Annotated in this window: 25 protein-coding genes; 7 read left to right on the forward strand and 18 right to left on the reverse strand. The window is 43.4% G+C overall.

Annotated features, from left to right (window positions below):
* Window positions 1–186: 186 nt before the first annotated feature.
* The 3 genes from trmD to rpsP all read right to left on the reverse strand — a co-directional run bounded on the left by trmD (window position 187) and on the right by rpsP (window position 2,070).
* Window positions 187–951 carry a tRNA (guanosine(37)-N1)-methyltransferase TrmD gene (gene trmD / locus QL919_RS03700; protein ID WP_290188244.1) on the reverse strand — a complete coding sequence of 255 codons (765 nt, stop codon included), beginning with the start codon at window positions 949–951 and terminating at the stop codon, window positions 187–189.
* Window positions 952–1,068: 117 nt separating this feature from the next.
* Window positions 1,069–1,602, reverse strand: coding sequence for a ribosome maturation factor RimM (gene rimM / locus QL919_RS03705; RefSeq protein ID WP_290188245.1), 534 nt, complete (start codon window positions 1,600–1,602; stop codon window positions 1,069–1,071).
* A 198-nt stretch (window positions 1,603–1,800) separates the two neighbouring features.
* Complete coding sequence (gene rpsP, locus QL919_RS03710; RefSeq protein WP_290188246.1) at window positions 1,801–2,070, reverse strand: 30S ribosomal protein S16; 270 nt, start codon at window positions 2,068–2,070, stop codon at window positions 1,801–1,803.
* A gap of 494 nt (window positions 2,071–2,564) precedes the next feature.
* On the opposite strand from rpsP, the gene QL919_RS03715 reads away from it, so the two are divergent.
* Window positions 2,565–4,040: an ATP-binding protein gene (locus QL919_RS03715; protein ID WP_290188247.1), complete on the forward strand. Its 1,476-nt coding sequence runs from the start codon at window positions 2,565–2,567 to the stop codon at window positions 4,038–4,040.
* An 86-nt stretch (window positions 4,041–4,126) separates the two neighbouring features.
* Here the strand turns inward: QL919_RS03715 and QL919_RS03720 are convergent, their stop codons facing one another.
* The 13 genes from QL919_RS03720 to QL919_RS03780 form a co-directional block, all read right to left on the reverse strand.
* Window positions 4,127–4,306, reverse strand: coding sequence for a hypothetical protein (locus QL919_RS03720; protein WP_173240356.1), 180 nt, complete (start codon window positions 4,304–4,306; stop codon window positions 4,127–4,129).
* A 161-nt stretch (window positions 4,307–4,467) separates the two neighbouring features.
* Window positions 4,468–6,156 (reverse strand): ATP-binding protein, encoded by a 1,689-nt coding sequence (locus QL919_RS03725; RefSeq protein WP_290188293.1) that lies wholly within the window; start codon window positions 6,154–6,156, stop codon window positions 4,468–4,470.
* A 315-nt stretch (window positions 6,157–6,471) separates the two neighbouring features.
* Complete coding sequence (locus QL919_RS03730) at window positions 6,472–7,188, reverse strand: response regulator (RefSeq protein ID WP_021812806.1); 717 nt, start codon at window positions 7,186–7,188, stop codon at window positions 6,472–6,474.
* A gap of 528 nt (window positions 7,189–7,716) precedes the next feature.
* On the reverse strand, window positions 7,717–8,133 hold the full coding sequence (locus QL919_RS03735) for a F0F1 ATP synthase subunit epsilon (RefSeq protein ID WP_021812807.1): 417 nt from the start codon (window positions 8,131–8,133) through the stop codon (window positions 7,717–7,719).
* Window positions 8,134–8,226: 93 nt separating this feature from the next.
* Window positions 8,227–9,660 carry a F0F1 ATP synthase subunit beta gene (gene atpD / locus QL919_RS03740; RefSeq protein ID WP_201617077.1) on the reverse strand — a complete coding sequence of 478 codons (1,434 nt, stop codon included), beginning with the start codon at window positions 9,658–9,660 and terminating at the stop codon, window positions 8,227–8,229.
* Between the two features lie 38 nt (window positions 9,661–9,698).
* Window positions 9,699–10,580 carry a F0F1 ATP synthase subunit gamma gene (gene atpG / locus QL919_RS03745; RefSeq protein ID WP_101211242.1) on the reverse strand — a complete coding sequence of 294 codons (882 nt, stop codon included), beginning with the start codon at window positions 10,578–10,580 and terminating at the stop codon, window positions 9,699–9,701.
* 226 nt (window positions 10,581–10,806) lie between these two features.
* Window positions 10,807–12,351 carry a F0F1 ATP synthase subunit alpha gene (atpA, locus tag QL919_RS03750; RefSeq protein ID WP_057762002.1) on the reverse strand — a complete coding sequence of 515 codons (1,545 nt, stop codon included), beginning with the start codon at window positions 12,349–12,351 and terminating at the stop codon, window positions 10,807–10,809.
* Window positions 12,352–12,444: 93 nt separating this feature from the next.
* A complete protein-coding gene (locus QL919_RS03755; protein WP_290188248.1) occupies window positions 12,445–13,068 on the reverse strand; it encodes a F0F1 ATP synthase subunit delta in 624 nt (207 codons plus the stop codon).
* A gap of 13 nt (window positions 13,069–13,081) precedes the next feature.
* Window positions 13,082–13,552, reverse strand: coding sequence for a F0F1 ATP synthase subunit B (locus tag QL919_RS03760; protein WP_290188249.1), 471 nt, complete (start codon window positions 13,550–13,552; stop codon window positions 13,082–13,084).
* A 117-nt stretch (window positions 13,553–13,669) separates the two neighbouring features.
* On the reverse strand, window positions 13,670–13,918 hold the full coding sequence (gene atpE / locus QL919_RS03765; protein ID WP_010197960.1) for a F0F1 ATP synthase subunit C: 249 nt from the start codon (window positions 13,916–13,918) through the stop codon (window positions 13,670–13,672).
* 33 nt (window positions 13,919–13,951) lie between these two features.
* Window positions 13,952–14,818, reverse strand: a complete 867-nt coding sequence (atpB, locus tag QL919_RS03770) for a F0F1 ATP synthase subunit A (protein ID WP_290188250.1) — start codon at window positions 14,816–14,818, stop codon at window positions 13,952–13,954.
* A gap of 727 nt (window positions 14,819–15,545) precedes the next feature.
* Window positions 15,546–15,944: an ATP synthase subunit I gene (locus tag QL919_RS03775; RefSeq protein ID WP_290188251.1), complete on the reverse strand. Its 399-nt coding sequence runs from the start codon at window positions 15,942–15,944 to the stop codon at window positions 15,546–15,548.
* Between the two features lie 387 nt (window positions 15,945–16,331).
* Window positions 16,332–17,228 (reverse strand): zinc ABC transporter substrate-binding protein, encoded by an 897-nt coding sequence (locus tag QL919_RS03780; RefSeq protein ID WP_290188252.1) that lies wholly within the window; start codon window positions 17,226–17,228, stop codon window positions 16,332–16,334.
* Window positions 17,229–17,450: 222 nt separating this feature from the next.
* Between QL919_RS03780 and QL919_RS03785 the strand changes: the two genes are divergently transcribed.
* The 6 genes from QL919_RS03785 to gluQRS all read left to right on the forward strand — a co-directional run bounded on the left by QL919_RS03785 (window position 17,451) and on the right by gluQRS (window position 23,123).
* Window positions 17,451–17,987, forward strand: coding sequence for a transcriptional repressor (locus QL919_RS03785; protein WP_290188253.1), 537 nt, complete (start codon window positions 17,451–17,453; stop codon window positions 17,985–17,987).
* A gap of 103 nt (window positions 17,988–18,090) precedes the next feature.
* On the forward strand, window positions 18,091–18,888 hold the full coding sequence (locus QL919_RS03790) for a metal ABC transporter ATP-binding protein (protein ID WP_290188254.1): 798 nt from the start codon (window positions 18,091–18,093) through the stop codon (window positions 18,886–18,888).
* Between the two features lie 79 nt (window positions 18,889–18,967).
* Window positions 18,968–19,786: a metal ABC transporter permease gene (locus QL919_RS03795; RefSeq protein ID WP_290188255.1), complete on the forward strand. Its 819-nt coding sequence runs from the start codon at window positions 18,968–18,970 to the stop codon at window positions 19,784–19,786.
* A 241-nt stretch (window positions 19,787–20,027) separates the two neighbouring features.
* Window positions 20,028–20,867, forward strand: a complete 840-nt coding sequence (locus QL919_RS03800; protein WP_290188256.1) for a metallophosphoesterase — start codon at window positions 20,028–20,030, stop codon at window positions 20,865–20,867.
* A 504-nt stretch (window positions 20,868–21,371) separates the two neighbouring features.
* Window positions 21,372–21,809 (forward strand): RNA polymerase-binding protein DksA, encoded by a 438-nt coding sequence (dksA, locus tag QL919_RS03805; protein WP_290188257.1) that lies wholly within the window; start codon window positions 21,372–21,374, stop codon window positions 21,807–21,809.
* A gap of 363 nt (window positions 21,810–22,172) precedes the next feature.
* Window positions 22,173–23,123: a tRNA glutamyl-Q(34) synthetase GluQRS gene (gene gluQRS, locus QL919_RS03810; RefSeq protein ID WP_290188258.1), complete on the forward strand. Its 951-nt coding sequence runs from the start codon at window positions 22,173–22,175 to the stop codon at window positions 23,121–23,123.
* A gap of 168 nt (window positions 23,124–23,291) precedes the next feature.
* Here gluQRS and ftsW read toward each other — a convergent pair whose 3' ends face one another.
* Together ftsW and murD are read right to left on the reverse strand one after the other, a co-directional pair.
* Window positions 23,292–24,494: a putative lipid II flippase FtsW gene (gene ftsW, locus QL919_RS03815; RefSeq protein WP_290188259.1), complete on the reverse strand. Its 1,203-nt coding sequence runs from the start codon at window positions 24,492–24,494 to the stop codon at window positions 23,292–23,294.
* Between the two features lie 298 nt (window positions 24,495–24,792).
* Entirely contained in the window at window positions 24,793–26,229 is a 1,437-nt protein-coding gene (gene murD, locus QL919_RS03820) for a UDP-N-acetylmuramoyl-L-alanine--D-glutamate ligase (protein ID WP_290188260.1), read from the reverse strand.
* Between the last annotated feature and the right edge of the window lie 343 nt (window positions 26,230–26,572).

Genomic DNA, 26,572 nt, shown 5'->3' on the forward strand with positions numbered 1-26,572 from the left:
GGCTTAACGCATATTACCTGTTTGTAATAATTAATCGTATCTCTTTATAGTGAGACACAACGTAAATGGGTTATAACCAACGGCCACTATGCGATGACTCGTTTTATTATTGCTCAAAATTCTATTTCTTAACTGCTTATCAAACTGAGCTTTTATCAATTATTAATTAAAATAAATCTATAAAAGCTATTTTTTATCTGCTTTTGCCAGTGCTTTTAACCACTTCGCTTGCTCTACCGTTGGGGTAAACGCTTGCCATAAGTCTGGACGACGCGACTGCGTGCGACTAACTTGTTGGCTAAAACGCCACTTAGCGATATTGGCATGGTGACCTGAGAGCAATACCTCAGGGACTGCCATACCAGCAAACTCATGCGGCTTAGTATAGTGTGGACAATCAAGCAAGCCATCCACAAAGGAATCTTGCTCAGCGGACTTGTCATCACCCATAATATCTGGCAAACGACGTATCACACTATCCATGAGCACCATCGCTGGTAGCTCACCACCAGTCAACACATAATCACCAAGTGATACTTCCATATCGACATACTGCGACAGTAAGCGCTCATCAATACCTTCATAACGACCACATAATAAAATCATGCCATCGTACTCAGTCATACTGACCACACTACTTTCGCTGAGCGTCTGCCCCTGTGGTGACATATAAATCACCGGACAGTGCTCACTATCGACACGGCAGCCATGTTGACTGGCTCGCAGGCGTGCATCCTCAATAGCCTTCGATAATGGCTCAGCCATCATCACCATTCCAGGTCCGCCACCATACGGGCGTTCATCAATACGGCGATAGTTATCAGTGGTATAATCACGTGGATTAATGCATTCAATCGTCACTTGCTCTTGAGTGACTGCCCGTCCCGTAATACCAAAATCACGAATCGTAGCAAACATCTCAGGGAAAATACTAATGACGGCAAAATACATCTGATGTCTACTTAGCGCAGTGGCTAATAAAGGTTAAATAAATCGGTGTGACTATTAACAAGGCTTAGCAATAAAGCCAAAACTTATATCACTAAAGCATGTCTTAATAATTTCTTATTAATAATCACTCGGCCAAGCCACAAGTACCGTTTTTTCAGTCATATCGACCTCAAGAACCGTTTGCTTGTGCCATGGAATCAGGCGCTCTTCATTATCCAAACTGTCTGAATTTGCCGTCACACGCATGATGTCATGGGCGCCGGTTTCAAACATTTCAGTGATAGTGCCTAGATACTCATCTTGCTCGTTCATCACGCGCAAGCTGACCAAATCCGACCAATAATATTCGTCCTCAGCTGTCTCAGGCAAGACGTTTTGTTCGACCCAAAGGGTTACCCCATTCATGGTCTCAGCAACATTGCGATCAGGTACCTGCTCAAATTGAGCCACGATACCTGTTCCTTGCTCACGCCACGCTTTAACAGTCAAAGGTTTCATGCCGGTGGCAGTTTTCATCCACCACGGCTGCATGTCGAATATCGCCGTACGATCATCCGTATCGCTAAACACCCAAAGCCAACCTTTGATACCATAAGGCTTCTTAAGCTGACCGATTTTCATTAGGGCACTAGCGTCTGGAACAGATGACATAACGGCTAACCTAGCAATAATTAACGAACAATGATTAAAACAGCAGTTTTAAAATACATTTACCAAAAATGATAAATACAGTCAAAAGCGATAAACAGTTAATGGCGTACCCTGGTTAAACCAGTTACGCTATGTGTTCTAAAGTCTGCTGATTCTGCCATAAACGAACTATGAGCATTTCAGTAGGACAACGAAAACTTAAGCAGTTGCGTCAGTTTGAGCTGCAGACTTGTTGTAAGCTTTTGCTAATGAAGCAACGCGATCTGAAGGTTGTGCACCTTTAGCGATCCACGCATTATACGCTTCCATGTTTAGGCGTACTGCTTCTTCAGACTCTTTAGCGAGTGGGTTAAAAAAGCCGATGTTTTCAATGTAGCGACCGTCACGCGCGCGGCGTTGATCAGCAACAACTACTTGATAAAATGGGCGTTTCTTGGCACCGCCCCGTGCTAAACGAATAACAACCATGTGAATTCTCTCTTTCGCAGGTATACCAAAAAGGGCATAATTATATCACAGTCTTGATTTATTGAAAACATAAACTGTGCTTATTTAATTATTTATTAACAATAGCTTAAATGCTTATCGAAGTAAAATATAATTGATATTAATCCTACCAACAACCTCTCAGCTTTTACCAAAATTATAAAATGCTCTATATTGAATTGTTGCTAAAATAAGAGGATATATATGCCAGTCTAAGCTCCATCTAATAACAGCCTTAAGTGTTCGATAAGCTTTATAAATATCCTGCTGCATAAATCATCTACTGATTTGAATAGCCAACGTTATTGATTATGCTACTCTATAGTATGGCGTGATAGCGGTATCCTTCACTATAATGATGGCTAGTAGGTGTGTAATCTGTAAACCTTATCTCGAGCATAAAGGGTTAAATATCTGGCTCAACAGCCTCTAATAGAATAGCCTTTATCAAGCATTACTTAACTTTTTGGACTTATATGACCCTACCAAATTCGCAACCACGTCGCAAAGGTTGGCTCGCCCGCTCCTACTCTAACACTTGGCTGACGACTTTGATGGTCGCCTTTATTGTCCTGATTAGTGTCAGCTTGTCGATTTTGTTTTTTTGGCGCAGCCTTTACTTGCCAGAACTAAAAAACCATGCACGGTATTTGACGAGTGAGCTAAAGCTGATGAATAGCGTCAATGAGGATTGGCAGGGTCGTCCTGAGGTGCGTCGATGGATTTATCAGCATTCTCATGTCGTAGTGGTAGACAATCCTAGTGATTTTCCCGAGGTGGCAGACAAAGCTTTTGTCGGAGTATTTACGGATGTGTTGCAGCGAGAAATCGGCGCCCAACTGGGTAGACCGGTTGAGGTTTATTTCAAATTCAAACCAACGCCGCAGCTTTGGGTGCAGGACAGTCGTGATGACAGCTTTTGGATTCGCGAACCAGTGGTCTATTATTCACAGTACAGTCCAGGACTGTTAGCACTTTTCCTTATCGGACTGCCTATTTTATCGCTATTGACGATTCTTTTGTTGGCACGGCAGTTAAACCGTCCGCTACGTTATTTACAACGCGCGGCGACCAATTACATTCGACTGGGTCACGCAACATCTTTACCAACGCAAAAAGGGCCTACAGAGATACGTCAGGTAAATATGGCATTCAACCGCTTATTTACCACGCTCAATCAAGCGCAAAAAGAACGCACCATCATGCTTGCTGGTATCTCACATGACCTGCGTACACCGCTGACACGTATGCGTTTAACAGCAGAGATGCTGCCAGACGATTTCTTCCGAGAAGGATTGATTTACGATATTGAAGATATGGATGCCATTTTGGAGCAGTTTATCTCTTTTATGAAGGATGGCTCTGATGAGCCAGTGAGTCTGACCAATTTAGATACTATATTTAATGAAATTATGGTGCAGTTTGCACCGATGAAATTTATTTACCAATCAGAGTGCCACAAAGTCGTACCGGTACGCCCCATGTCTATTAAACGCCTTGTCATCAATCTCGTTAATAATGCGAAGCGTTATGGTAAGCCGCCTATTTATCTGTCAGTGACCGTGGTGCCGACCTTTATAGATACCGTTGAGGATGAAGACAGCGAGGTAGTCAGCGAAAATGTCGTTAGTAAAGAAGCGCAAGAGCAATTGGTGATATGTGTACGTGATTGCGGTGATGGGGTCGCAGAAGACCAGTTAGAACGTATTATGCAACCGTTTGAACGTGGGGAGACAGCACGTACCACTCAGGGTAGCGGACTGGGACTTGCCATCGTCAGCCGCATTGCTGGACTACATCATGGTACCGTTGAAGCCATCAATCACCCTGACGGTGGTTTGCAAGTATGTGTGCGGATACCGCTACTTTCTAAGGTAGCTGGAGATACCAATATAGCCGCTGATATAGAAACGACCAATATGACTGGTGATGTTACCGATAACAACCGTTAAGGTTTGTTTTCATTGTAGATATTATAATCAAAGCGCTTAATACTAACTGCAGACATTCCCTAAAAGCGCTTTGATGAAAAACCAACCTATTCTCTAGTCCCAATAACAGGGGGAATGTACTTCGCACTATTGGTAAAGGTTAAAGGCTGGCTAATATCCTCTTTTGCTGCCTTTAATGTCTGAGTGGTCGAAGGTTGCTGTAAAAATAAATAATAACCCAACGTCACAGCATTCAATACTACCAAACCACCAAATAAATACGGCATCCTTTGCCCTCCTCTTTTAAAAATAATATTACATTCAGTACTGAGACACTAACTGGCAAGCAGTCACTCTAAAGGTTGATATTCAATTAACACTGATTTCTAAATCAATTTTTTGACTGCTTCAAACTTTAAAGGTACGATTCAAAAAGATATGGCCTAAATCATTCATCACCAAAATCTCGCTCACTTTTTTCTTGTGTCAACTCGTCAGCAGCAAGCACTTGTGTCAATGGTTTGATAGGCCATGTCATCACAAACCTAGCACCGCCAAGGTCGCGGCTCTCGTCTACTTTCATACTACCATTAAACCAAAAGGCAATACGTGACACAATAGATAGACCCAATCCATAACCACCTGATGCCCTAGTACGACTGTCGTCTAAGCGTGAAAAAGGGATAAAGACCTTTTCACGATCCTCCTCTGGAATACCATGGCCGTCGTCTTCAACACTGACAAAGGCATTGCCTTTTTTCACACCAGCACTGATGATAATGGTGGTTTCCGCATAGCGCAGTGCATTACCTGCCAAGTTTTGAATCACGCGATGCAGATAGCGTCTATCCGCGATGGCCGTCACTTTAGGATTGGGTAATTTCGCTACTATCTTGATAGGCTTGCCTAAGGCGTTGGTCTCACGCTCAATTTGCTCCAGTAGCTCTTTGAGATTGACTGGTTCTAAATCCAGCTTAGGCGACCCCTCTTCGAGCTTGGCATAAGTCAGAATTTCATCAATCAAACCGTTTAGCGCCTCAATATCTTCATCGATATAATCACGCTGCATAAAGCGTGAATCTTCATCATCTGTGTCGGCTAGCATATCCACAGCAAACCTTATCCGTGCAACAGGCGTACGAAGCTCATGCGATACCGCTCGCGTCAACTCACGCTGCGATTCAATCAAGCGCTTAATATGTGACGTCATCGCATTAAAGGTCGCTGACAGACGAGCAATTTCGTCTTGACCAATCACCTGAACCTTAATGTCCAAGTTGCCTTTACTCACTTCATTGACACCCACTTGTATCAACTGTAATTTACGCTCAAGCGGGAAAATCAGCGCATAAACACCCAAACTAATCAGGAACATACTGATTAGAATCATACTGATAATCAAATTAAGTGGAAACCAGTTAAATAAAGGTATAGGACCAATCAAGATTGCCATGTCATTGATTTCAGACGGCACCACTACCCTGATTGCTGAATTGCTTTTGCTGCTATTGGTATCTTGTAATGAGATGACTACCTCATCACGGCGCAAGCGTGCCATTTGGTCTGAATCCAAATCAAGCTTATTAAGCGCTTGGAATGCTAAAGGAAAAGAGAACTTTTCTTCTAGTTCCGCCAAACGCGCACGCTTATCAGACAGGGTCATATGATAAGATAAGTCATCTAACAAGAATACGGCGATTGCCCGCACTTGCTGCTCAGTCACCTGCGATACTCTCGCAGTCAGCACCCGTTGACTGTCTGGCAAGCGATAATAAACATCGGCGTATACTGGCTGGCTGACATAACGAACGACTGTATTACCGTTCTCAAAACGACGCAGCTCACTAGCAGTAAAGTCCACCTTATCAACAGGGACGATACTAAACGTTGAACCAAATAGACTACTGGCATCAGACAGCCAATACTCACGCTGCTCGGCATTGTTTTGATGAGCAATACCTTCACTCACCAAATGAAAGGCACCGGTTGCCATGTTTTCACGATAAGACTGTACACGTTCTTTGTTAATCGTATCCATCAATAGCTGAGCAAATAATGCCACACATAAACAGACTATGAGTAGCCCAGCATAGATACGAACAAAAATACTGTGTTTTAAAGAAGAGACTAAAGACATACGTGCCGTGACCAACTTAGTGAATAAAACGTGCTGATGGTAGTCAGCATACATATGCTGCATTATAAATGATATTTAGGACATTGAAATTAAGATAAACACAGACCATCATATTGTAGCTAATATACAACATTCACCTATCGCCATGCTTACATAAATTTTATTTAGTTATCGTCCATAATAATTGCTTAATTAAACCACATAACACCATCGTTAAGTTTAAAAACTGAATTTTAGCCACAAAAAAACCAGCATCTTTTGCTGGTTTTTTCTCAATAGCTATCAGTCATCAATGATGACTTTGAGAAAGTAGACTTAATTGCCTTCTTTCACAAAGAGATAACCCTTACTACGGACCGTTTTGATACGCTTTGGATTTTCTGGATCGTCACCGATTTTTGGACGAATACGCGAGATACGTACGTCAATTGAGCGATCCTGACCGTCATACTCAATACCACGTAGACGCTCAAAGATATCTTCACGTGACAAGATACGACCTGCATTAGAAGCCAATAGCCATAAAAGGTCATATTCAGCACTGGTGAAATCAACCAGCTCATCACCTAGATTGACTGAACGACCACCATTATCGATAACCAATTCGCCAAACTCTAGGCGCTGTGGTACATCTTCTGACGGGGCATTTTCTGAACGACGCAACAATGCACGAATACGAGCAAGCAGTACGCGTGGCTGAGCAGGCTTGGCCACATAGTCATCAGCACCCATCTCAAGGCCAAGTACTTGATCCATGTCTTCAGTACGAGCAGTCAACATCAAAATAGGGTTTTGATAATGCGGACGCACTTCACGGCAAACCGTCAAGCCATCGCTACCAGGAAGCATGACATCAAGCACAACCAAATCTGGTTGTTCATTAACGATACGGCGAATAGCACGGTTTCCATCAGTTTCAATGGCTACTTCTAAACCATTTTTGACCAAATAATCTTGGGTCAACATGGCCAGACGCTCATCATCCTCAACAATCAAAATTCGGGGGGTGTTGTCTTCTTCATTCGTTGTCATTGTTATATCCTCTAATACATCTAATTTAAAAGCAGTAAAAGTAAGAGCGGTAAAATTAATAGCACCATCAAGTGGCACAATTGATGTTTGAATAGCTGTTACAAACTTGGTAGCACAGTATACTATTAAATAGTCAGCTGCCTATACTATAGCTTATAGTCGTTAACAAAATCTATAAACTACGCCTATTAAAACATTAGTTTACGTCCAAAGTTTCTGCACTTCACACAGATAATAGCAGACAAATAAGTTTTATTGGCCTCTTGATACCTATATTTAAGAAAACTAACCATTTTAATCGTTAAAGCGCCGTTATCTGTCTAACATTCGGTCAAAATCCATACTCAAATCTTACACTCTATTACCTCTAATATAACCATATATTGACGTTGTCGCCAGTGACTTTTTAGGAATTGTTTAATATTGCTTTTTCAATAAATAATAGACATAAAAAAACAGCCCATGATGGACTGTTTTTTTATGAATAATGCTAGGCTAAAATGATGATTAAACATTCACCGTCATAAATTAAGCGCGGTTTTTGTATTTACGAATCGTCTGTAGCTGTGCTACTGATTCAGCCAATGAGGCCAACGCCGCATTAGTTTGTACCGTGTCAGATTGATTGACCAGCATTTGCTCAGCTTTTTTGCGTGCTTCAACGATTTTGCTTTCGTCAAGGTTATGTGCACGCATAGCAGTATCAGCCAACACGGTAACCATCTTCGGTTGTACTTCTAACACGCCGCCTGAGACATAAATCACTTCTTCTTCACCGTTCGGTGTTTGCACTCGCATCGCACCCGGTTTTAGCAAAGTAATAAGCGGTGTGTGACCTGGCAATACACCAATTTCGCCTTCGGTACCCGTAGCTATTAACATGCTAATTTCGCCTGAATACAACTCTTCACGAGCACTTACGACGCGACATTGTAACGTTGCCATACTTAACTCCTTACAATCAAAACTGCGATGCGTTACCTACTGGCAAATAGACTTATTATAGCCTACCTGCCCTTTAGCGATTGCTAACACAACTTACGCTGCAGTAGATTTCATTTTCTCTGCTTTGGCGACTACTTCTTCGATGCTACCAGCCATGTAGAATGCTTGCTCTGGTAGATCGTCGTATTCACCAGCAATGATTGCTTTAAAGCTAGCAATGGTATCGCGTAGTGGTACATATTTACCAGGTGCACCAGTAAAGACTTCAGCAACGTGGAATGGCTGTGACAAGAAGCGCTGAATCTTACGAGCACGATAAACAACCAGTTTATCTTCTTCTGATAACTCATCCATACCCAAGATCGCGATGATGTCTTTTAGTTCTTTATAGCGCTGTAGAACTTCCTGAACACCACGAGCAACATTGTAATGCTCTTCGCCGATTACTTGTGGATCTAGCTGACGTGATGTTGAATCCAATGGATCAACCGCAGGGTAGATACCTTGTGACGCGATATCACGGCTTAGTACAACAGTCGCATCCAAGTGAGCAAACGTTGTAGCAGGTGATGGATCGGTCAAATCATCCGCAGGTACGTATACCGCCTGAACTGAAGTAATAGAGCCTGACTGAGTTGACGTAATACGTTCTTGTAGTAAGCCCATCTCTTCAGCGAGTGTTGGCTGATAACCAACCGCTGATGGCATACGACCAAGTAGTGCTGATACTTCTGTACCCGCTAGTGTATAACGATAGATGTTATCAACAAACAATAGTACGTCACGACCTTTGCCAGTAACAGGATCTTTGGTATCACGGAAGTACTCAGCCATGGTCAAACCAGACAGTGCAACACGTAAACGGTTACCCGGTGGCTCATTCATCTGGCCATATACCATTGCTACTTTAGACTTACTAAAGTCTTCAGTGTTTACGACGCCAGCTTCCTGCATTTCGTGATAGAAATCGTTACCTTCACGAGTACGCTCACCAACACCAGCAAATACTGACAAACCTTCATGTTTTAGAGCGATGTTGTTGATCAGCTCCATCATGTTAACGGTTTTACCAACACCGGCACCACCGAACAGACCAACTTTACCACCTTTAGCAAACGGGCAAAGTAGATCGATAACTTTAATACCAGTCTCTAGTAGCTCAGTGCTGTTTGACTGATCCGCGTAGCTTGGCGCTTCACGGTGGATAGACCATTTTTCGTCAGCAACAACAGGACCTTCTTCATCGATAGGACGACCAAGAACATCCATGATGCGACCTAGCGTACCAGTACCTACAGGCACAGAAATAGGTGCACCAGTATTAGTAACAGGTAGGTTACGCTTTAAACCTTCGGTTGAACCCATTGCAATAGTACGTACAATACCGTCACCCAGCTGTTGCTGTACTTCTAGGGTAGTTTCGGTACCGTCTACTTGCAAGGCATCAAAAATTTGAGGAACTTCATTACGGTTGAACTCAACGTCAAGAACCGCGCCAATAATCTGTACAATACGACCGCTACTCATTGCGTTCTCCTTGAACTTCTATATATAGGTGTAGTCAATTATGAAACAGCAGCAGCACCGCCAACGATTTCCGAGATTTCTCGGGTAATCGCCGCTTGACGCAGCTTGTTATAAACCAACTGTAAATCGTTAATAAGGTCACCAGCATTATCTGTTGCCGCTTTCATCGCAACCATACGTGAAGACTGCTCAGAGGCAATGTTTTCCATTACCGCTTGATAAACAATCGACTCAATATAGCGACCAAGCAATTCATCAATTAACGTCTTGATGTCAGGCTCGTATATATAATCCCAGCTAAGTTCTGTCTGTATGCCGCTCTCTTCGTCACCAAATGAGCCCTCAGGTAGCGGTACTAACTGATTGACCGTTGGCTTTTGAGTCATGGCATTAACGAATTTGTTATATACCACATAGATACGGTCGATATTACCGTTACTATAATCCTCAAGCATCGCCTGCACAGGTGCATTCAACTGCTCAAACGTTGGTTTATCGCCATAATCGGTCACAGCTGAGGTCACTTTACCGCCGAAGTTTTTGAAAAAACTTACGCCTTTAGCGCCGATAGCTGCAAATTCAGTTTGCACAGACTGGTCTTGGTATTGCTGGATACTTTTAGATAAGGCTTTGAATAAGTTTACATTCAAACCACCCGCTAGGCCACGGTCAGAGGTAATGACAATATAGCCAACCTTATTGACTGGACGCGATACCATATACGGATGTTTGTAGTCTGATGAAGCATGCACCAAATGTGAAATAACCCGGCGCATACTATCAGCATACGGGCGACCCACTTCCATGCGCTCTTGCGCACGGCGCATTTTACTTGCCGCTACCATTTGCATAGCACGAGTAATTTTCTGGGTGCTTTTAATACTGGTGACTTTGGCACGTATCTCTTTTAAGCTTGCCATAATGATTCCAATATAAGAGGGTTAAAAAGCATTGGCGCATGCGACAATTATTTAACATATAACATCGATCTTAAAGAATAATCGTTATACCTTGTGCATGACGCGATCTAATACCATCAATGGTTAGCACAATGGCGCGCCTGTCTTAGCAAAATGCTTATCAGACAACGCGCCACCTTATACGATCTGAATCAGAGCGGTAACCAAATCGGCTTAACCCGTTAAATTAATAACTGTGATTTTGTTTAAAGGTCTCTAAAGATGACTTTAAACGACCTGCGATATCATCGTTGTAGTTCGCAGTGTCATCAATCTCACGCATCAATTCACTTTGCTCATCATGCATATAACGTAGGTACGCTTCTTCGAAAGAACCAATCTTTTCGACAGGTACGTCAGCTAAGAAGCCTTCGTTTGAAGCATAGATAACGGCTGCTTGCTCAGAGATTGACATCGGCTGATACTGCTTCTGCTTCATCAATTCAGTCACACGCTCACCATGATCAAGCTGCTCGCGAGTTGCGTCATCAAGATCTGATGCGAACTGAGCGAATGCTGCTAGTTCACGATACTGAGCTAGAGCGGTACGAATACCACCAGATAGCTTTTTGATAATCTTAGTCTGAGCGGCACCACCAACACGAGATACCGAGATACCAGCGTTTACTGCTGGACGGATACCTGAGGCGAATAAACTAGACTCTAGGAAGATCTGACCATCAGTGATCGAAATCACGTTAGTTGGTACGAATGCAGATACATCACCAGCTTGTGTTTCAATGATTGGTAGTGCAGTTAAAGAACCCGTTTTACCTTTCACTTCACCATTGGTGAACTTTTCTACGTAATCAGCGTTTACACGTGATGCACGCTCAAGTAGGCGTGAGTGTAAATAGAATACGTCACCAGGATACGCTTCACGACCTGGCGGACGACGTAGCAATAGTGAGATTTGACGATAAGCAACCGCTTGTTTTGATAAGTCATCAAATACAATCAGTGCATCTTCGCCGCGGTCACGGAAGTATTCGCCCATCGTACAACCTGAGTACGGTGCGATATACTGAAGTGCTGCAGGCTCTGACGCTGATGCAACCACAACCGTGGTATATTCTAATGCGCCAGTCTGCTCAAGCTTACGTACGACGTTCGCGATGGTAGAACGTTTCTGACCGATTGCGACGTATACACATTTAATGCCAGAAGCTTTCTGCGCGATGATCGCATCGATAGCCATTGCGGTTTTACCCGTCTGACGGTCACCAATGATAAGCTCACGCTGACCACGACCGATTGGAATCATGGTATCAACGGCTTTATAACCAGTCATTACTGGCTGATCTACTGATTGACGGTCGATAACGCCTGGAGCGATTTTTTCGACTTTGTCAGTCATTTTGGCATCGATAGGACCTTTGCCATCAATAGGATTACCCAAGGCGTCAACAACACGGCCTAGCAGCTCAGGACCTACTGGTACTTCAAGGATACGACCAGTACAATAGGCTTTTTGACCTTCTTGCAGCTTTAGGTAATCACCAAGTACTACCGCGCCGACAGAATCACGCTCTAAGTTAAGCGCCATTCCATAGATTTCGCCTTCAAACTCAATCATTTCGCCGTACATGGCATCTTCAAGACCATGAATCTGCACGATACCGTCAGATACTTTGACAATCGTGCCTTCATTCTTTGCAGTTGCACCCGCATCAAGGTCTTGAATACGCTGCTTAATCAGGTTACTGATTTCCGCTGGATTCAATTGTTGCATTGCCTTGTTTCCTTTAATTTATGATAACCCGCCCACTGACTTAAATGCTCTTACTATCACGCAGATATTATATGGCTGCGTTGATGAATGGCATTAGGCAGTTAGCTGTGTTTTTAACTGTTGTAACTTGCCGCGCATCGAATCATCAATGATTTTGTCACCGACTTTGATTGTAGCGCCTGCCAATAGACTTGGATCGACCGACTCATGAATCACCACACTCGCATTTAACGAGGCAGCAAGACGTGCTTGAATCGTTTCACGTTGAGCGTCAGTCAATGGATAGGCAGAGGTCACATATGCGTCAAGCTGCTTTAAGCTTATTGCCTTGTGACGGCGATAATGCTCATAAACTTCAGGAAGCAGCGCCAGACGCTCTTGTTCTGATAACTGTTTAACGAAGTTACTAAGTGCTACTGATACTTTTGGATAGCTGGCGTCGCTGTCAGGGCGAACCCCTCTAGTCTCACCTAATAACTGCTTAAAAGCAGAATCATTAGCGCTAGCTACTTGTGTATCATAAAGATCGACCAAAGCAGCTGACTTATGCTCAGCAGAAACAGCTGGATTGTCTAGCCAAGTACTGAACGACTTGTCATTGACAACGGTGCCGGCAATAAATAAGAAGTTTTCCCACTCATTTACTACCCCGTTTTCATTGGCATAGTCAAACGCGGCTTTAGCGTACGGTCGTGCTAAGGTTGATAAGTCAGCCATTATATCCTCACAATTACAGCTTCGCCGCCAGTTGGTCTAACATACTGGCATGTTTTTGCACATCGACTTTGTCTTGCAAAATCTTTTCTGCACCAAGTACAGCCAGTTCAGCAACTTGGGCACGTAATGACTCACGCGCTTGATTGATTTCTTGGTCGATAGACGCTTGCGCTTGTTGACGAATGCGCTCGCCTTCCGCTTGGGCTTGCGTTTTTGCATCTTCGACAAGCTGATTGGCACTCTTGTTCGCTTGCTCGATTAAAGCAGCAGCTTTAGCCTTTGCAGCATCGAGCTCCTGCTGGACATCTTGCTCCGCGGTTGCCAGGTCTGCTTTTGCTTTTTCTGCGGCATTCAAGCCTTCAGCAATTTTACGCTGACGCTCATTAATGGCACCGATAAGTGGTGGCCACACGAATTTCATGCAAAAAATCACAAATATTGCAAAAGCAATGGCTTGACCGACGAGGGTAAAATTGATATTCACGTGATCACCTCTTTGTTAATGAAAAATCAGTTTCATTGATCATGTTTGGCAGTCAAATCTTGACTATATTTGATAGTAAATCTCCGAATACCAAACATTTACAACTGAGCTTTCGGATTAACCTGCTAGAGGGTTAGCGAACAACAATAGCATAGCAATACCAACACCGATCATCGGAATAGCATCAAGAAGACCTGCTACGATGAACATACGAGTTTGCAACTGTGAACCAAGTTCTGGCTGACGTGCAACACCTTCTAGGAATTTACCACCTAGAATAGCAAAACCAATACCTGTACCTAGTGCACCTAAACCGATAAGTAGTGCTACTGCGATAACTGTGTAACCACCTAATACTGGATCCATGGATGTATCCTCATTTACCTATTGAATGTCTGATTAATGTTCAGTTGATGATGCAAGTGACATGTAAACTATCGTCAGCATCATAAATACGAACGCTTGAAGTGTAATAATTAAGATGTGGAAGATTGCCCACGGTACTGATAACGCCCATTGAATCCAAAACGGCATTAGAGCAATCAGTATGAAAATCAATTCCCCAGCATACATGTTACCGAATAGACGCAAGCCAAGTGATACAGGCTTAGCAATCAGAGTAACCGCTTCTAGAATGAAGTTGATGGGGATTAAAATAACTTGCAAGATAGGGTTTTTAGCACTGAATGGATGTAGCGTTAGCTCACCGATAAAGCCGCCTAGACCTTTTTCTTTAATACTATAAAAGATAATCAGCGCAAAGACAGAGAATGACATGCCAAGCGTGATGTTAGGATCAGTCGTTGGAACAATCTTGAAGAAGACGTGATGTGGATCATGGCCCATCATAGCGCCAACTTGCCCAGCCAGACTTGGAATAAAGTCGATAGGCAGTAGATCCATCAAGTTCATCAAGAAGATCCACACAAAAATAGTCAACGCCAGTGGCGCAATCAATTTTGAGGTACCACTATACGAATCGCGAACGTTGTTATCAACAAACTCAACGATCATCTCAACCGCTGCTTGGGTCTTACTTGGTACGCCTGAAGTGACTTTTTTGGCAACCATCCAAAAGATGGCACAAAATAAAATACCCAGACCAATTGACCATAGCATAGAATCAAGATGGATCGCGTTGAAGCCCATTTGCCCTGCTTCTTCAGCAGTATAGGCGACTTTCCATCCTTCGCCCGGCAGATAGCCGTACGTCCAGTTCGTTAAGTGGTGAGAGATATATTCTGATGATGTTTGCTCGGATGCCATAATGTAAGCTTCTTATTAATCAACGATTTAATCAACTACCAAAAATATGGTTGTCATCTGATGAAGTTTTAGCGTTTCTATTTGCCATGCTATTAAGCAAGTCAATGAACCGTGCTAAAAGCACTCATGTAACCAATAACATCCAACCCATAGTTCTATTACGATGCGATGTTTGATGGCTTAAGATAAATTTTAGCTATCAAAAAAGGGCTTATGATGATTCAGTAATAGCCCTTGCATGTGTACGCAAAATTGTTAAATATGTGCTCGCCTACTGCCGTACTTTTACGGCTGTCGCTTCATACAGCGCTCATAAGCAAAATATTTAGCTGCCTATATTAATGCAGCGTTGTATTCGTGTAAAGTCAATTATGACTTTTTTATCTGTTGTATAAATAGCTTATCAGCTGCTAACTATGCCTGATATAGGCTTAGCGCTTTTTTCACCTGTGAAGTTAAATACTAAATAGTTGGGTTTATTAGGACGCCGTTCTATTTACCACGATTTTATGACTTCAAAATGAACGTTAGCCGCTTTTATTACAATAGTTATAAGCAGTTATCTATACAACAAGGACAAAAATTTGTCATTTTTAGACTTTATGGAACCAGTCATAGAGAAGTTGGACGGCAGGGTGACTTGCTTAGTATCATTAATCGTAACTATTGAGATGACTTAAGGAACAGTCGCTAAAAAACCACTCAAAATAGTTATTCGCTATTAACACTAGCGTATATGCCACAACATCCAACTGTGACTAATTTGCATTACCATAAAACCGATAAACAGCGCAGGCGCCGATAGGGGTTGTACGGTAATAAAAATTAGTGCGAAACCAAATACTGTCAGTAGCCATTTGGCTGCCTGACCTCGATATAGCTGGCTGACAATATGTCGGCGCGCGCGATATCCCGTATACCAAAAGATAAAAAATGCAAAAACGGCCTGTGTGACGAAACTAAGCAATGCACCCAAAGCGGCACTTTTTGCGACAGTCAAATCACTATGTAACCAACTAACATCTATCGTCCAAGCGATAACAATAAGGATAAATAATATCCACGCTTGGCGTTTGATATAAATGCCGATTTTATCTTTCTGTGTGCGTTTGGCAGGCTTGGTCATCGGCAATGTATTCCTATAGCCTTACAGCATTGGGATAATGTAGCACAGTTGCGACACCTTTATCCGTGAATGGCTCACTCTACAGGTATTACCTTTTAACCAAAATAAAACGCCACTTATTATAAGGAGCACGGGACTGTTAAGCAAGTAAAATATGCCTTTTATCAGTCACCTAGCTCAATTATTAATGTTATCCCAAATTATGAGCAAATAATCGGTATTCAACCAAAACTGTATTGCCATATAATGCGACCCTTAATAAAAGGATTATTAACGGACTGCTTCAATAATCTACGTTACGACAATCTCGATACTCTTTTCATTAACACTCTAGAGCATGTCCTCAATTAAATCGATAATAACCAGCCCTTTTATCAACACCTTATTTTAGGATATGCATTGATAGATTTGCTCAGCCATCGCTTGCCAGCCGCTAACAAAATCTTTGCTATTGCTCATATCTTCCGCTTGCACTGTGGTATTGACTGGTTGCAGCTTTGCCAATAGCCCTTTGGCTGGCTGACTTGGGCTGACCAAACACATCTCTTTCGCCGGACGCTGCTCGTTTAGCCAACGCAATTGGCTCGCTCTTGGTGCCAAATGATGATCGGTACTTAGACTACCGACCAGCTTTAGGTGTAGGCTGCTCTCTATATATTGGTAAGCATCGTGATACGCCCAATACGGTCGCGGCGTTTGTAAGGTTTTTTTCTGAGCACTTTGACGGGTTGTGGCCACTGCCCTATCGAGTCGCTGGGCAAATTTTTGTGCATTGGCAAGATAAAGGCTTTTATATTGAGGATTGGCATGACTATGGATGACGGCAAGCGCACGAGTAATGGCTTTGGCATTCTCAGGGTCTAGCCAAATATGTGGATCTAAGCTACCAGCGATAGGGGCACCTTTTACATCACGTAGTGGGTGACGGTTGAAGGCGTCAAAGGGAAATAGCGCAATGGCATTTGGCGCTGTGTTGAGGCTCGCGGCTAAGTTATTTTCTAACGGCTCGCCAAACCACACCACAAACTTACTGTCCTGAATCGCTTTGATATCACCAGGACTGATACTACCATGATGACCCACCTCCCCTGCCTGCAACAATCTATTAGCAGATGGTGCGCCTTCAGTCACCGCCTCACTCAATAAAAACAACGGATAGTTACTGACGCTCACTGTTGCTGCTTGAGCCGTCATTATCGGACCTAGTACTAATGCTATTCCAATGATTAGCAGTCGCTGTAGATTGCCTAGTGAGCGTAAAGAGTGGTTGAAAATTGATTTCATAATCAGTTCTTTTAGGGTTGGTAAAATATAAGGTTGGTAGCAGCATACGAGTTCTGAGTTAGAAGTCATCTTCAAATGCCTAGCATATTAATAATTGATAAGAAGATAAGTAAAACAACTCAGCTGCTTTTTAATTTAGTATGTTATACTATAACAATATAAAAAACCATCATAAAATTTTCTGATATAAAAAGTGCCATGTTATTTTTAGGAGCTTGCACCATGCCCACTAATTCATCAACCTGCGACCATTTGCATGATGTGCAAGATTTCACACCGCATGATATTAACGATCGTCTAGCGGCAGCCAAAGAGCAATGTCGTTTAAGTGGCGCACGCTTTACCCCTCTGCGCCAACAAATCTACCAGCTGGTGTTAGAAGCCAATAAGCCCGTAGGTGCTTATGATTTAATCACCCAATTACAGCAGATGCGATTATTAGCGCCTCACTCTCACTATACTGCATCGAGTCAGCAGACACCGAAAAACGTGGCACCACCAACGGTCTATCGCAGCTTGGAGTTTCTGCTGAGTGAGGGTTTGATTCATCAACTGACCTCTATCAATGCTTATGTGCCTTGCTGTCATCCGCGTGCTCAGCATACGGCAGCGTTTCTAATCTGCGAGCAATGCCAACGAGTGCAAGAATGTAGTAGCGTGCCGGTACAAGAGATGATGAGCTTTGCTGAGCAGGATGTTGGTTTTATGGTTGAGCGCAGTGTTATTGAGCTTAGCGGTCGCTGCCAAGCATGCCAGTAAAGTATTACTATAAAATAAACAGCATTTTTTACTGGCAATTTGTCATGAGAGTTTTATCATTGTTTGCCATTTTATCCTTTATCAATATTTGCGTTGTCATACTATGAGCCTGCCTATCCTACCGTCTAATCAGTCAGCAAGTGCAAATCTAAGCACTCAAACGCTCAGCAACGCTGATAAGCTACTGAGCCTCAGTGATGTCAGCTTTCATATTGGCCAACAGCGTTTGCTCTCGCATATTGATATTGATATCGCCGTGAATGAAACGGTGAGTCTAATCGGCCCAAATGGTGCGGGCAAGTCTACCCTAGTCAAGCTTATCTTAGGCTTACTGGAGCCCACTAAAGGGCAAATGACTGCACATCAACCATTACAGCTTGGCTATGTACCGCAGCGCTTTACGGTACCGCCGATACTGCCATTACGCGTCTGTGACTTATTAGCGCAAGCAGACAAAAAGCGTTTAACCGCTGAGCAGAGACAGTTTATCTTTGATAAGTTGTCATTGACGCACCTGCTTTCGCGGCAGATGCTACATCTATCTGGCGGTGAGACTCAGCGCGTATTATTGGCCCGTGCGCTATTAGATAAGCCCAATTTATTAATTTTAGATGAGCCAATGCAAGGCCTTGACCCTGATACCGAGGTTTGGCTTTATCAGTTTATTGATGAGCTGCCAGATTTTTTGCGTTGTGCCATGTTGGTGGTCTCGCATGATTTGCATTGGGTAATGAAAGGCAGTCGGCGTGTGATTTGCCTTAACAAACATATTTGCTGTGAAGGACAACCAAGTGAACTTGCGATTAGTAGCGAGTTCCAGAAGCTTTTCGGTCATCATTATGAGCAGCCATATGTGCATCAGCATCATGATTGCGAACATCATGCACCAAGCGAATTATAATACATACACTCAAATACGTTGATGACTGCCTTAAAAACACAGCGTTAATGCAAACTAAAAAATTTTACGGATATCTGTTATGACCGCTTGGTTAGCCATCATCGCCCCTGCTTGGATTGCTGGCAGTATTTTAGCGCTACTATCAGCGCCTTTAGGTTGCCTAGTGTTGTGGCGCCGTATGGCGTTTTTTGCTGATGCGTTAGCACATGGCACCTTATTGGGCGTGGCGCTCGCTGTGTGGTGGCAATTGCCGATGGGTATTGGCGTTGGCATCGTTAGCATCATGGTAGTGCTAGGGCTGGTACTCATCGATGATGAGCGCTTGCCCGTTGATGCGGTATTGGCGGTTGTGGCGGTGTCGCTACTGTGTTTGGGGCTATTGGCTTTGACCCAGCTAACCGACCAACAAGCAAATGTACTTGGGTTTTTATTTGGCAATCTGCTAGAGCTTGATTGGGCAGACTTGCCCCTACTTGCAGCTAGTGTGCTGGTGGGACTAGGATTGCTTATTTATATATGGCCGGCGCAAATTAAGCTGGCGACTCATGAAGCGTTAGCGCGTATTCAGGGTATCAATCCGACACGCCAGCGATTGTTTTTTATGGGTGTGTTGGCAGGGTTTTGTGCCATTGCGTTGCAAGCGGTTGGCAGCCTCTTAATCAGTGGATTATTGGTATTGCCAGCACTGACAGCGCGCTTATGGTCAGCATCGCCAAAACAAATGGTCATTATATCGCTCATCATCGCACAATTAGGGGTAACGCTAGGTGTTTGGGGTAGTATTTGGCTAGACCTTCAGACGGGTCTGTCTATCGTCTTGATATTAGCGATTTTATTTTTTATTGCCCTGATTCTCTCAAAGCTAAAAGTGGCAAAGTTTTGGTCAGCAGGCCGTTAATTTCTAAACGCTACCTCGATGATAGACGAGTACTATCAATACTTTATCCAACTTTATTTCATCAATACTGCTAGAGCTTTTATTCACTTTATGTTATAAACTTGCCGTAATAGCATTAATAATGATAATACCTTAAGTACAAGACCTTAGGCTCTAATGAGAGCCTACTTTGCCAATATAACATTTATCCATATTCGTCTTAACAACTGCCATTGTTTTGATTCGATGAGGGACTGACCCAATGCCAAGCCATCCTGTTACTAAGATAACGACCCCTGATGCGCAGCTAAATATCTTGCAAATTACTGATTTGCATTTATCGACGCCCGTCAGTTCCATGACAGACAGTGATGTTGATGAGGCAATGCTGTGTCAGAGAAGCTTTGAAACAGTGGTTCAGCAAGCATTAAGTGCCGATATTCGCTGCGACTTAATCGTGGTAACAGGCGACTTGGTCAATACTGTTCAATCGACTATTTATGACCATATCTTTCAGGTATTGCAAGCCACTGGCATTCCCTTTGCTTGTATCGCTGGCAACCATGATGTGACCAATGAAATTGGTAGCGACTTACCATTTTTTCAACGTGAGCTCATTGCCAAGCCCGCCGATTCACGTTTGCTCAGTCGCCATGTCATTGAGACTGAATACTGGCAGCTGTTGTTATTAGACTCCTCCATTTCTGGTAAGGTCGCAGGCGAGATTACGCCTACTGATATCAATTGGTTATGTGAGAGACTCAGCACCTGTGATAAGCCCGCATTAATCGCCCTACACCATCATATTGTTCCAGTGGACTCTGACTGGATTGACACGCATATGGCTAGAAACAGCGAAGACTTTTGGCAACATATGCTAGGATTTGAGCACTTAAAAGTTATTATTAGTGGTCATACCCACCAAGAGCAAGTACGTCTCCGTCAAGGCGTTACGGTATACAGTACGCCCTCTACCTGTTATCAGTTTAAACCTTTTGAAGATGACTTTGCGTACGACCAAAACGCGCTACCAGGTTACCGATGGTTGCAATTAGCAAACAATGGAGAGGTTGCAAGCTGGGTTGAAAGACTGGATACTTGATGCCCAGATTTATTGCCAAAACTGGTAACATGTCCATGCCAGCCCTTATATGTTAGGCTTTTAGCCAATATTTCTTGATTCGATCTAGAATGGGTGGCAAAGTAAAGTGTGTGTCCGTACTAAAAATCACTTCATTATTATCAAAAACAGTGATACAACTTGTTCATTATAATAGTGACTGAAACATGAAGCTTGATATGAAGCAAAATAATAATAGCTAGGATGGCTACTTCGACCACAAGCTACGTTTTTATTGTCAGGGTTTTGTTGCATTATTAAGACAATGGCATTTAAATAAAATTATGCATAACCATATACCTGACCATGAATGTGTCGATATCGGTATATTGTGACAACGATATTATTAAATCAGCTGTGTTACTTGTGTTACCAAGTGGTAAAACGTTTTATAAAGGGACAACTTATAGCGTTTATAAAATTGATGACGTCTTGTCTGTTGATGAGCCGTTTTATTGAACTAATTTGAAAAAGTAGGATACCCATATGAGCACCCTGACCACGAATCCGAGTGAAGTGAAGTTTACTCCTTATGTGCCAGCCAAGGACGAAGAATACATGTCTGATGCGCAGTTAGAGCACTTTAAGGCTATTTTATTGGACTGGAAAAACCAATTGATTGGTGAAGCAGACCGTACCAAGACTTATATTCAAGACGAGTCAAGCGCCATGCCAGACATCAATGATCGCGCCACTCAAGAAGAAGAGTTTGCTCTAGCATTGCGCACACGTGACCGTGAGCGTAAGCTCATTCGCAAAATCGATAAGTCTATGGCCGAGATTGAAAATGATGACTATGGTTTTTGTGAGACTTGCGGTGTCGAGATTGGCCTGCGTCGTTTAGAAGCACGTCCAACTGCCACCCAATGTATTGACTGCAAAACATTGTCTGAAATTAAAGAGCGTCAAAACCAAGGTGCCTAAAGAATAAGATACTTAGACACCAAGGCTTTTATATAAAAGCGCCTAGGTAAGCTATGTAGACAAGATACAACTCGTCTATCTATAAGGCTGTAGCAACAAGCGACCATTATATGGTCGCTTGTTGCGTTTTAGATGGCTGCTTTTTAAGTGCTTAAAAATCTGCACGACACTTTAATCAGTCATAACGGTACCGGTAATTACTGTTTTTGTTCGCTAAAGCGTGTTTTTTGACGTTTAGGCACTCTACTCTCGATACAACTCACAAAACAGACGCATTTAATGAATATCTTTTTACCAATATATTTATTATTCTATCTTATTCTTTTATTGATAAGTCTAACTTTGACAACCATCCATACTCCTATGTTAACTCCAATCACACCCTCACAGCCTATCGGCCGCTTTGCGCCCTCACCGACTGGCGAGCTACATCTTGGCTCATTGACCACTGCCCTAGCCAGCTTTTGCCATATCAAGTCGCTCGGCGGCAAGTGGTTGCTGCGTATCGAAGATACCGATACTGAACGCTGCGATCGGCAATTTACTGAGCAGATTTTGATTGATTTAGAAGCACTTGGTTTACAGTGGGATGGCGACGTTATTTATCAGTCCGAGCGCATTGATATTTATAACGATTATTTATCTTCGGTCTTACGTCCGCTCACATATGGTTGCCAGTGCTCGCGTAAAGACCTGGAGCACTACTGGGCGCATCATGACCAAGACCAACTGGATGAAAATGAAGGTGCTAAAAAGCACTTACCAAACAGAAAACGCTATCCACGCCAATGTATCGCAGCTGAGCTTGACAAAGAGCAGCATAAGCTACGCATACAGCTACCAGATTATAGAATCGGCTTTAATGACGGTATACAAGGGCTGCAATGGGACAACCCTCAACAGACTTTAGGCGATATGGTGGTGCGTCGCCAAGATGGTATGATTAATTACATATTGGCTGCCAGTCTCGATGACGGCCTGCAACAAGTGACGCATATCATGCGTGGTTTGGATATTTTACCCATGACCACGGCGCAAATTAGTATCATGCATGCCGCTCGTTTGCCAGCTGTCGACTATTGGTATCACCTGCCTCTAATATGTAATCCTGATGGTCAAAAGTTATCTAAACAAAACCTTGCTCAACCGATTGATACTCGCGATCCAAGTCGGCTCATTGCCCATGCTTTGGAGCTGTTGCAGCAGCCTGCCGTTGATATAGACACCCCTACTAATATGCTTGAACAAGCGATTGCGCAGTGGGCCAATTCGCCATTACAAGACAAGCAACAGATGACCCTGACGAGCCAATAACGAAGGGGTGAAAAGCAAAAAGCGCCACTCATAATAGCGACGCTTTTCGTTTAGACAGTCTTTCTCATCTTTCTTTCGATGCTTACTGCTTCAACGCTGTTTTAGAGGCTACCGCTACCGACTACTATTCACTGCGTCGGTTAATGGCATTTACGTTGTTAGTAGTTGTTAATAATAACGGCACTGGCTTTTTTCAATCTCAGGGCTCTCTTTATATATCTTTAATAATAGCGCTACCATTACCAAGCTAATCAGCATGGATGAACCACCATAACTAAAGAATGGCATGGTCAGACCTTTAGTCGGAATGGCACCCATATTCATAGCGGCGTTAATGATGGTCTGCGCGATAAATACCACGCCAATACCGAAAGCGGTATAACTCATACGCATTTGCCGACGTTTTAGCGCATTGTAACTAATACGCATCGCACTACCGATAATCAGCGCTTCGAGCACCAATACCATGGTGACCCCAACAAAGCCCAGCTCCTCACCGGTAATGGCTAATAAAAAATCCGTATGTGCTTCTGGTAAATGCGAGAGTTTCTGCACACTTTCACCATAACCGACACCGGTAAACTGACCACGACCAAAGGCAATCAGACTACGCGCCAACTGATAATCAGTATCTTGTACATCATCGAACGGATCCATGAACGACATCACACGTACTAAGCGATATTGCGCTGTTGTCACCATGAGCACTGCACCACCAACGGCGGCGGCGGCCAATGCGACGAAATGCTTATAAGGTGCCCCAGCGATATAAAAAATCGCGAAGATGGTACCCAAAATAACGACAAATGAACCAAAATCTGGCTGCGATAACAGCAAAATAGTGATGAGCGCTACCACCAACATAATCCGCAAAAAACCATCTAAGCCATTACGAACTTCAAAAGATCGACGCACCACAAAGTCAGATACGAAGACAATCATCACCAGCTTTGCAAGCTCTGCCACCTGAAAATTGAGCACGCCCAAATTCAACCAGCGCTTGGATCCGTTAATGGGTGTACTAAACAGGGTCGCTACCAATAATATGCCGGTAATACCCAACAGTATAAACTGGGTTTCCGTCTTATACAGTCGTCGCAAAGACACACTATAATAAGGGATAGCCGCGATAACCAGCCCGATTATCATATACAGTAGCTGGTTTCTAAAAAAATGCAGCTCCGTCATACCGCGACTGAGCGCAAAAGGAATAGAAGCAGATGCCACCATCAATAAACTGAGCACCAACATGCAGCCGACGCTCGATATTAAAACGGCGCGTGCTGACGGCATAGAAAGAATGCCATCGGAGCCAGAGACTTGCTTGGATGGGGTCTGGGACGAAGAACGAAAAAAAGAAGAGAGCGCCATAATTTTATATACACTAACGAACGAAAAAACACGGCGTTCATGAAACGCCACCGTTTGAAAACTTAAAATAGATAATGCCAATCCGCGAGTAATCGTTGGCAATCACTAAAAAAAATATGAGTAAATAGGTGGTCATATGATTTGGCTGACTGGCTATGATTGACAGTAGCAGCAATCCATAAGCAAAACAATCATTTATCAAGAAAATACGCGCATCAATTTAAATACCAATGACATAATACGCGATTAATTGACAGTGGCTACTGTCCGCCATCAAAACAGCCAAGGGTTCACCTATTTAATGACTGGCAATACTCTCTAACGGTACGCTTTCTAATTGACTGACCAACTGACTAAAATGTTCACCGCGAGCAGCATAACCACTGTATTGATCGAAACTGGCACAGGCAGGTGACAGTAACACAGCTTGTACTTGCGAGAGACTACTTGATGTCACTTGTGCTACCGTGGCAAAAGCATTTTCTAAGGTTTGGCACTGGTGTAGCGCCACGTCAGCACTTATCTTCGCGGCTCGCAGGTGTTGTTCAATCAGCTGCGCATCTTCACCAATAAACAGTACTTGGCTGACATACTGATTGATAAATGGCGTCAGCTCGCCAAATTCTTGACCTTTACCTTGCCCACCCAAAATCAATAACAGCTTACCGTCTTTTGGTGCATAGACCGCACCCAGTCCTTCGATAGCAGCCATGGTCGAGCCGATGTTGGTGCCCTTAGAGTCATTAAAATAATCAATACCAGCGGTGTTTGCGACATATTCGCAGCGATGCGCCAGTCCAGTGAACTGCTGCAACGTATTTAACATACTATCTAGTGGCAAGCCGGCCAGTTCACCCAATGCCAAGGCCGCCTGTGCATTGAGCAAATTATGACGACCTTTAATCAACAGTTTGTCTGCCGATAGTAGGCGTTCTGTACCGCGAGCGAGATAAGTCTGGCCTTCAGGGTCAGTGATGAGACCATATTGACCTTTATCAGGGGCATGAATGCCCGTGCTGACTCTTGGTAAGTTATCAGCCACCAGTGGCCGCGTCAATGCATCTTCACGATTGATCACAACGGATTTGGCACCTTGAAAGATACGATGTTTGGCTTGATGATAGCCGAGCATATCGCCGTGACGGTCTAAATGGTCGGGTGACATATTCAGCACAGTTGCCACTTGCGCGCCCAAATTGCTGACCGTTTCTAACTGAAAACTCGACAACTCAAGCACAGCCAGCTCCATCTCCGTATTATCCAGTAGCGTCAACGCAGGTACGCCGATATTGCCACCGACACCGACATTGATACCGGCATCCTCAGCCATTTTTCCGACCAATGTGGTCACGGTACTTTTCGCATTAGAGCCAGTAATCGCTACTATCGGTACGGTGCAAGCGTCACAAAAAAGCTGAATATCACTGACCACTGGAATACCGGCTTGACGGGCAGCAGCAACGGCTGGGGTCGCAAGAGAGATACCTGGGCTGATAATAATACGTGCCGCTTGTTGCAATAGTTCGGCATCAATCGCGCCAAATTGGCGAATATTAATCTCAGCTGGCAACTGATCTGCTAAGCTCGGAGCAGCCTGAGCGTCAGTCACTGCGACCTGATAGCCTTGATTGGCCAAATAGCGCGCAACGGATAGCCCAGATTGTCCCAAACCGACCACGACTTGTAGACCACTGCCTTTATGAAGTAAGGCATCTGTTGCAGTGTTGGTGGTCATATCTATTCCTTCTGTTAGACAAACATGCTGTTTATAAAATGAGAAAATTATAATATAAAAACGCCATATAGCACGCAAATCGCATCAAGCAATGCGCCTATCAATATCATACAAAGTCAGCCAAAAACATGAGCAGCAGCATAATGGTATCACTCAGATTTCGGTACTGGTATTTTATGACTTTATGCTATGATGCGCCTGTTTTTATATTGAGTAGCTAATGCTATAATAGCTGCCCTAATCTGTAGGTGACTGGGTATTGACCCAAGCACTTTAGTTTAGCATGTTGTCACCGTTTACGTGCTATTCGCGTGTGATTGTCACGTCTCTTTTGCAACGATTG

The organism is Psychrobacter sp. APC 3426 (assembly GCF_030408035.1).
Lineage (GTDB): Bacteria > Pseudomonadota > Gammaproteobacteria > Pseudomonadales > Moraxellaceae > Psychrobacter.

Coding starts and splice junctions, on each gene's coding strand:
- trmD (WP_290188244.1), bottom strand. CDS start 951: ATGTATTTTGCCGTCATTAGTATTTTCCCTGAGATGTTTGCTACGATT.
- rimM (WP_290188245.1), bottom strand. CDS start 1,602: ATGTCATCTGTTCCAGACGCTAGTGCCCTAATGAAAATCGGTCAGCTT.
- rpsP (WP_290188246.1), bottom strand. CDS start 2,070: ATGGTTGTTATTCGTTTAGCACGGGGCGGTGCCAAGAAACGCCCATTT.
- QL919_RS03715 (WP_290188247.1), top strand. CDS start 2,565: ATGACCCTACCAAATTCGCAACCACGTCGCAAAGGTTGGCTCGCCCGC.
- QL919_RS03720 (WP_173240356.1), bottom strand. CDS start 4,306: ATGCCGTATTTATTTGGTGGTTTGGTAGTATTGAATGCTGTGACGTTG.
- QL919_RS03725 (WP_290188293.1), bottom strand. CDS start 6,156: ATGTCTTTAGTCTCTTCTTTAAAACACAGTATTTTTGTTCGTATCTAT.
- QL919_RS03730 (WP_021812806.1), bottom strand. CDS start 7,188: ATGACAACGAATGAAGAAGACAACACCCCCCGAATTTTGATTGTTGAG.
- QL919_RS03735 (WP_021812807.1), bottom strand. CDS start 8,133: ATGGCAACGTTACAATGTCGCGTCGTAAGTGCTCGTGAAGAGTTGTAT.
- atpD (WP_201617077.1), bottom strand. CDS start 9,660: ATGAGTAGCGGTCGTATTGTACAGATTATTGGCGCGGTTCTTGACGTT.
- atpG (WP_101211242.1), bottom strand. CDS start 10,580: ATGGCAAGCTTAAAAGAGATACGTGCCAAAGTCACCAGTATTAAAAGC.
- atpA (WP_057762002.1), bottom strand. CDS start 12,351: ATGCAACAATTGAATCCAGCGGAAATCAGTAACCTGATTAAGCAGCGT.
- QL919_RS03755 (WP_290188248.1), bottom strand. CDS start 13,068: ATGGCTGACTTATCAACCTTAGCACGACCGTACGCTAAAGCCGCGTTT.
- atpE (WP_010197960.1), bottom strand. CDS start 13,918: ATGGATCCAGTATTAGGTGGTTACACAGTTATCGCAGTAGCACTACTT.
- atpB (WP_290188250.1), bottom strand. CDS start 14,818: ATGGCATCCGAGCAAACATCATCAGAATATATCTCTCACCACTTAACG.
- QL919_RS03775 (WP_290188251.1), bottom strand. CDS start 15,944: ATGACCAAGCCTGCCAAACGCACACAGAAAGATAAAATCGGCATTTAT.
- QL919_RS03780 (WP_290188252.1), bottom strand. CDS start 17,228: ATGAAATCAATTTTCAACCACTCTTTACGCTCACTAGGCAATCTACAG.
- QL919_RS03785 (WP_290188253.1), top strand. CDS start 17,451: ATGCCCACTAATTCATCAACCTGCGACCATTTGCATGATGTGCAAGAT.
- QL919_RS03790 (WP_290188254.1), top strand. CDS start 18,091: ATGAGCCTGCCTATCCTACCGTCTAATCAGTCAGCAAGTGCAAATCTA.
- QL919_RS03795 (WP_290188255.1), top strand. CDS start 18,968: ATGACCGCTTGGTTAGCCATCATCGCCCCTGCTTGGATTGCTGGCAGT.
- QL919_RS03800 (WP_290188256.1), top strand. CDS start 20,028: ATGCCAAGCCATCCTGTTACTAAGATAACGACCCCTGATGCGCAGCTA.
- dksA (WP_290188257.1), top strand. CDS start 21,372: ATGAGCACCCTGACCACGAATCCGAGTGAAGTGAAGTTTACTCCTTAT.
- gluQRS (WP_290188258.1), top strand. CDS start 22,173: ATGTTAACTCCAATCACACCCTCACAGCCTATCGGCCGCTTTGCGCCC.
- ftsW (WP_290188259.1), bottom strand. CDS start 24,494: ATGGCGCTCTCTTCTTTTTTTCGTTCTTCGTCCCAGACCCCATCCAAG.
- murD (WP_290188260.1), bottom strand. CDS start 26,229: ATGACCACCAACACTGCAACAGATGCCTTACTTCATAAAGGCAGTGGT.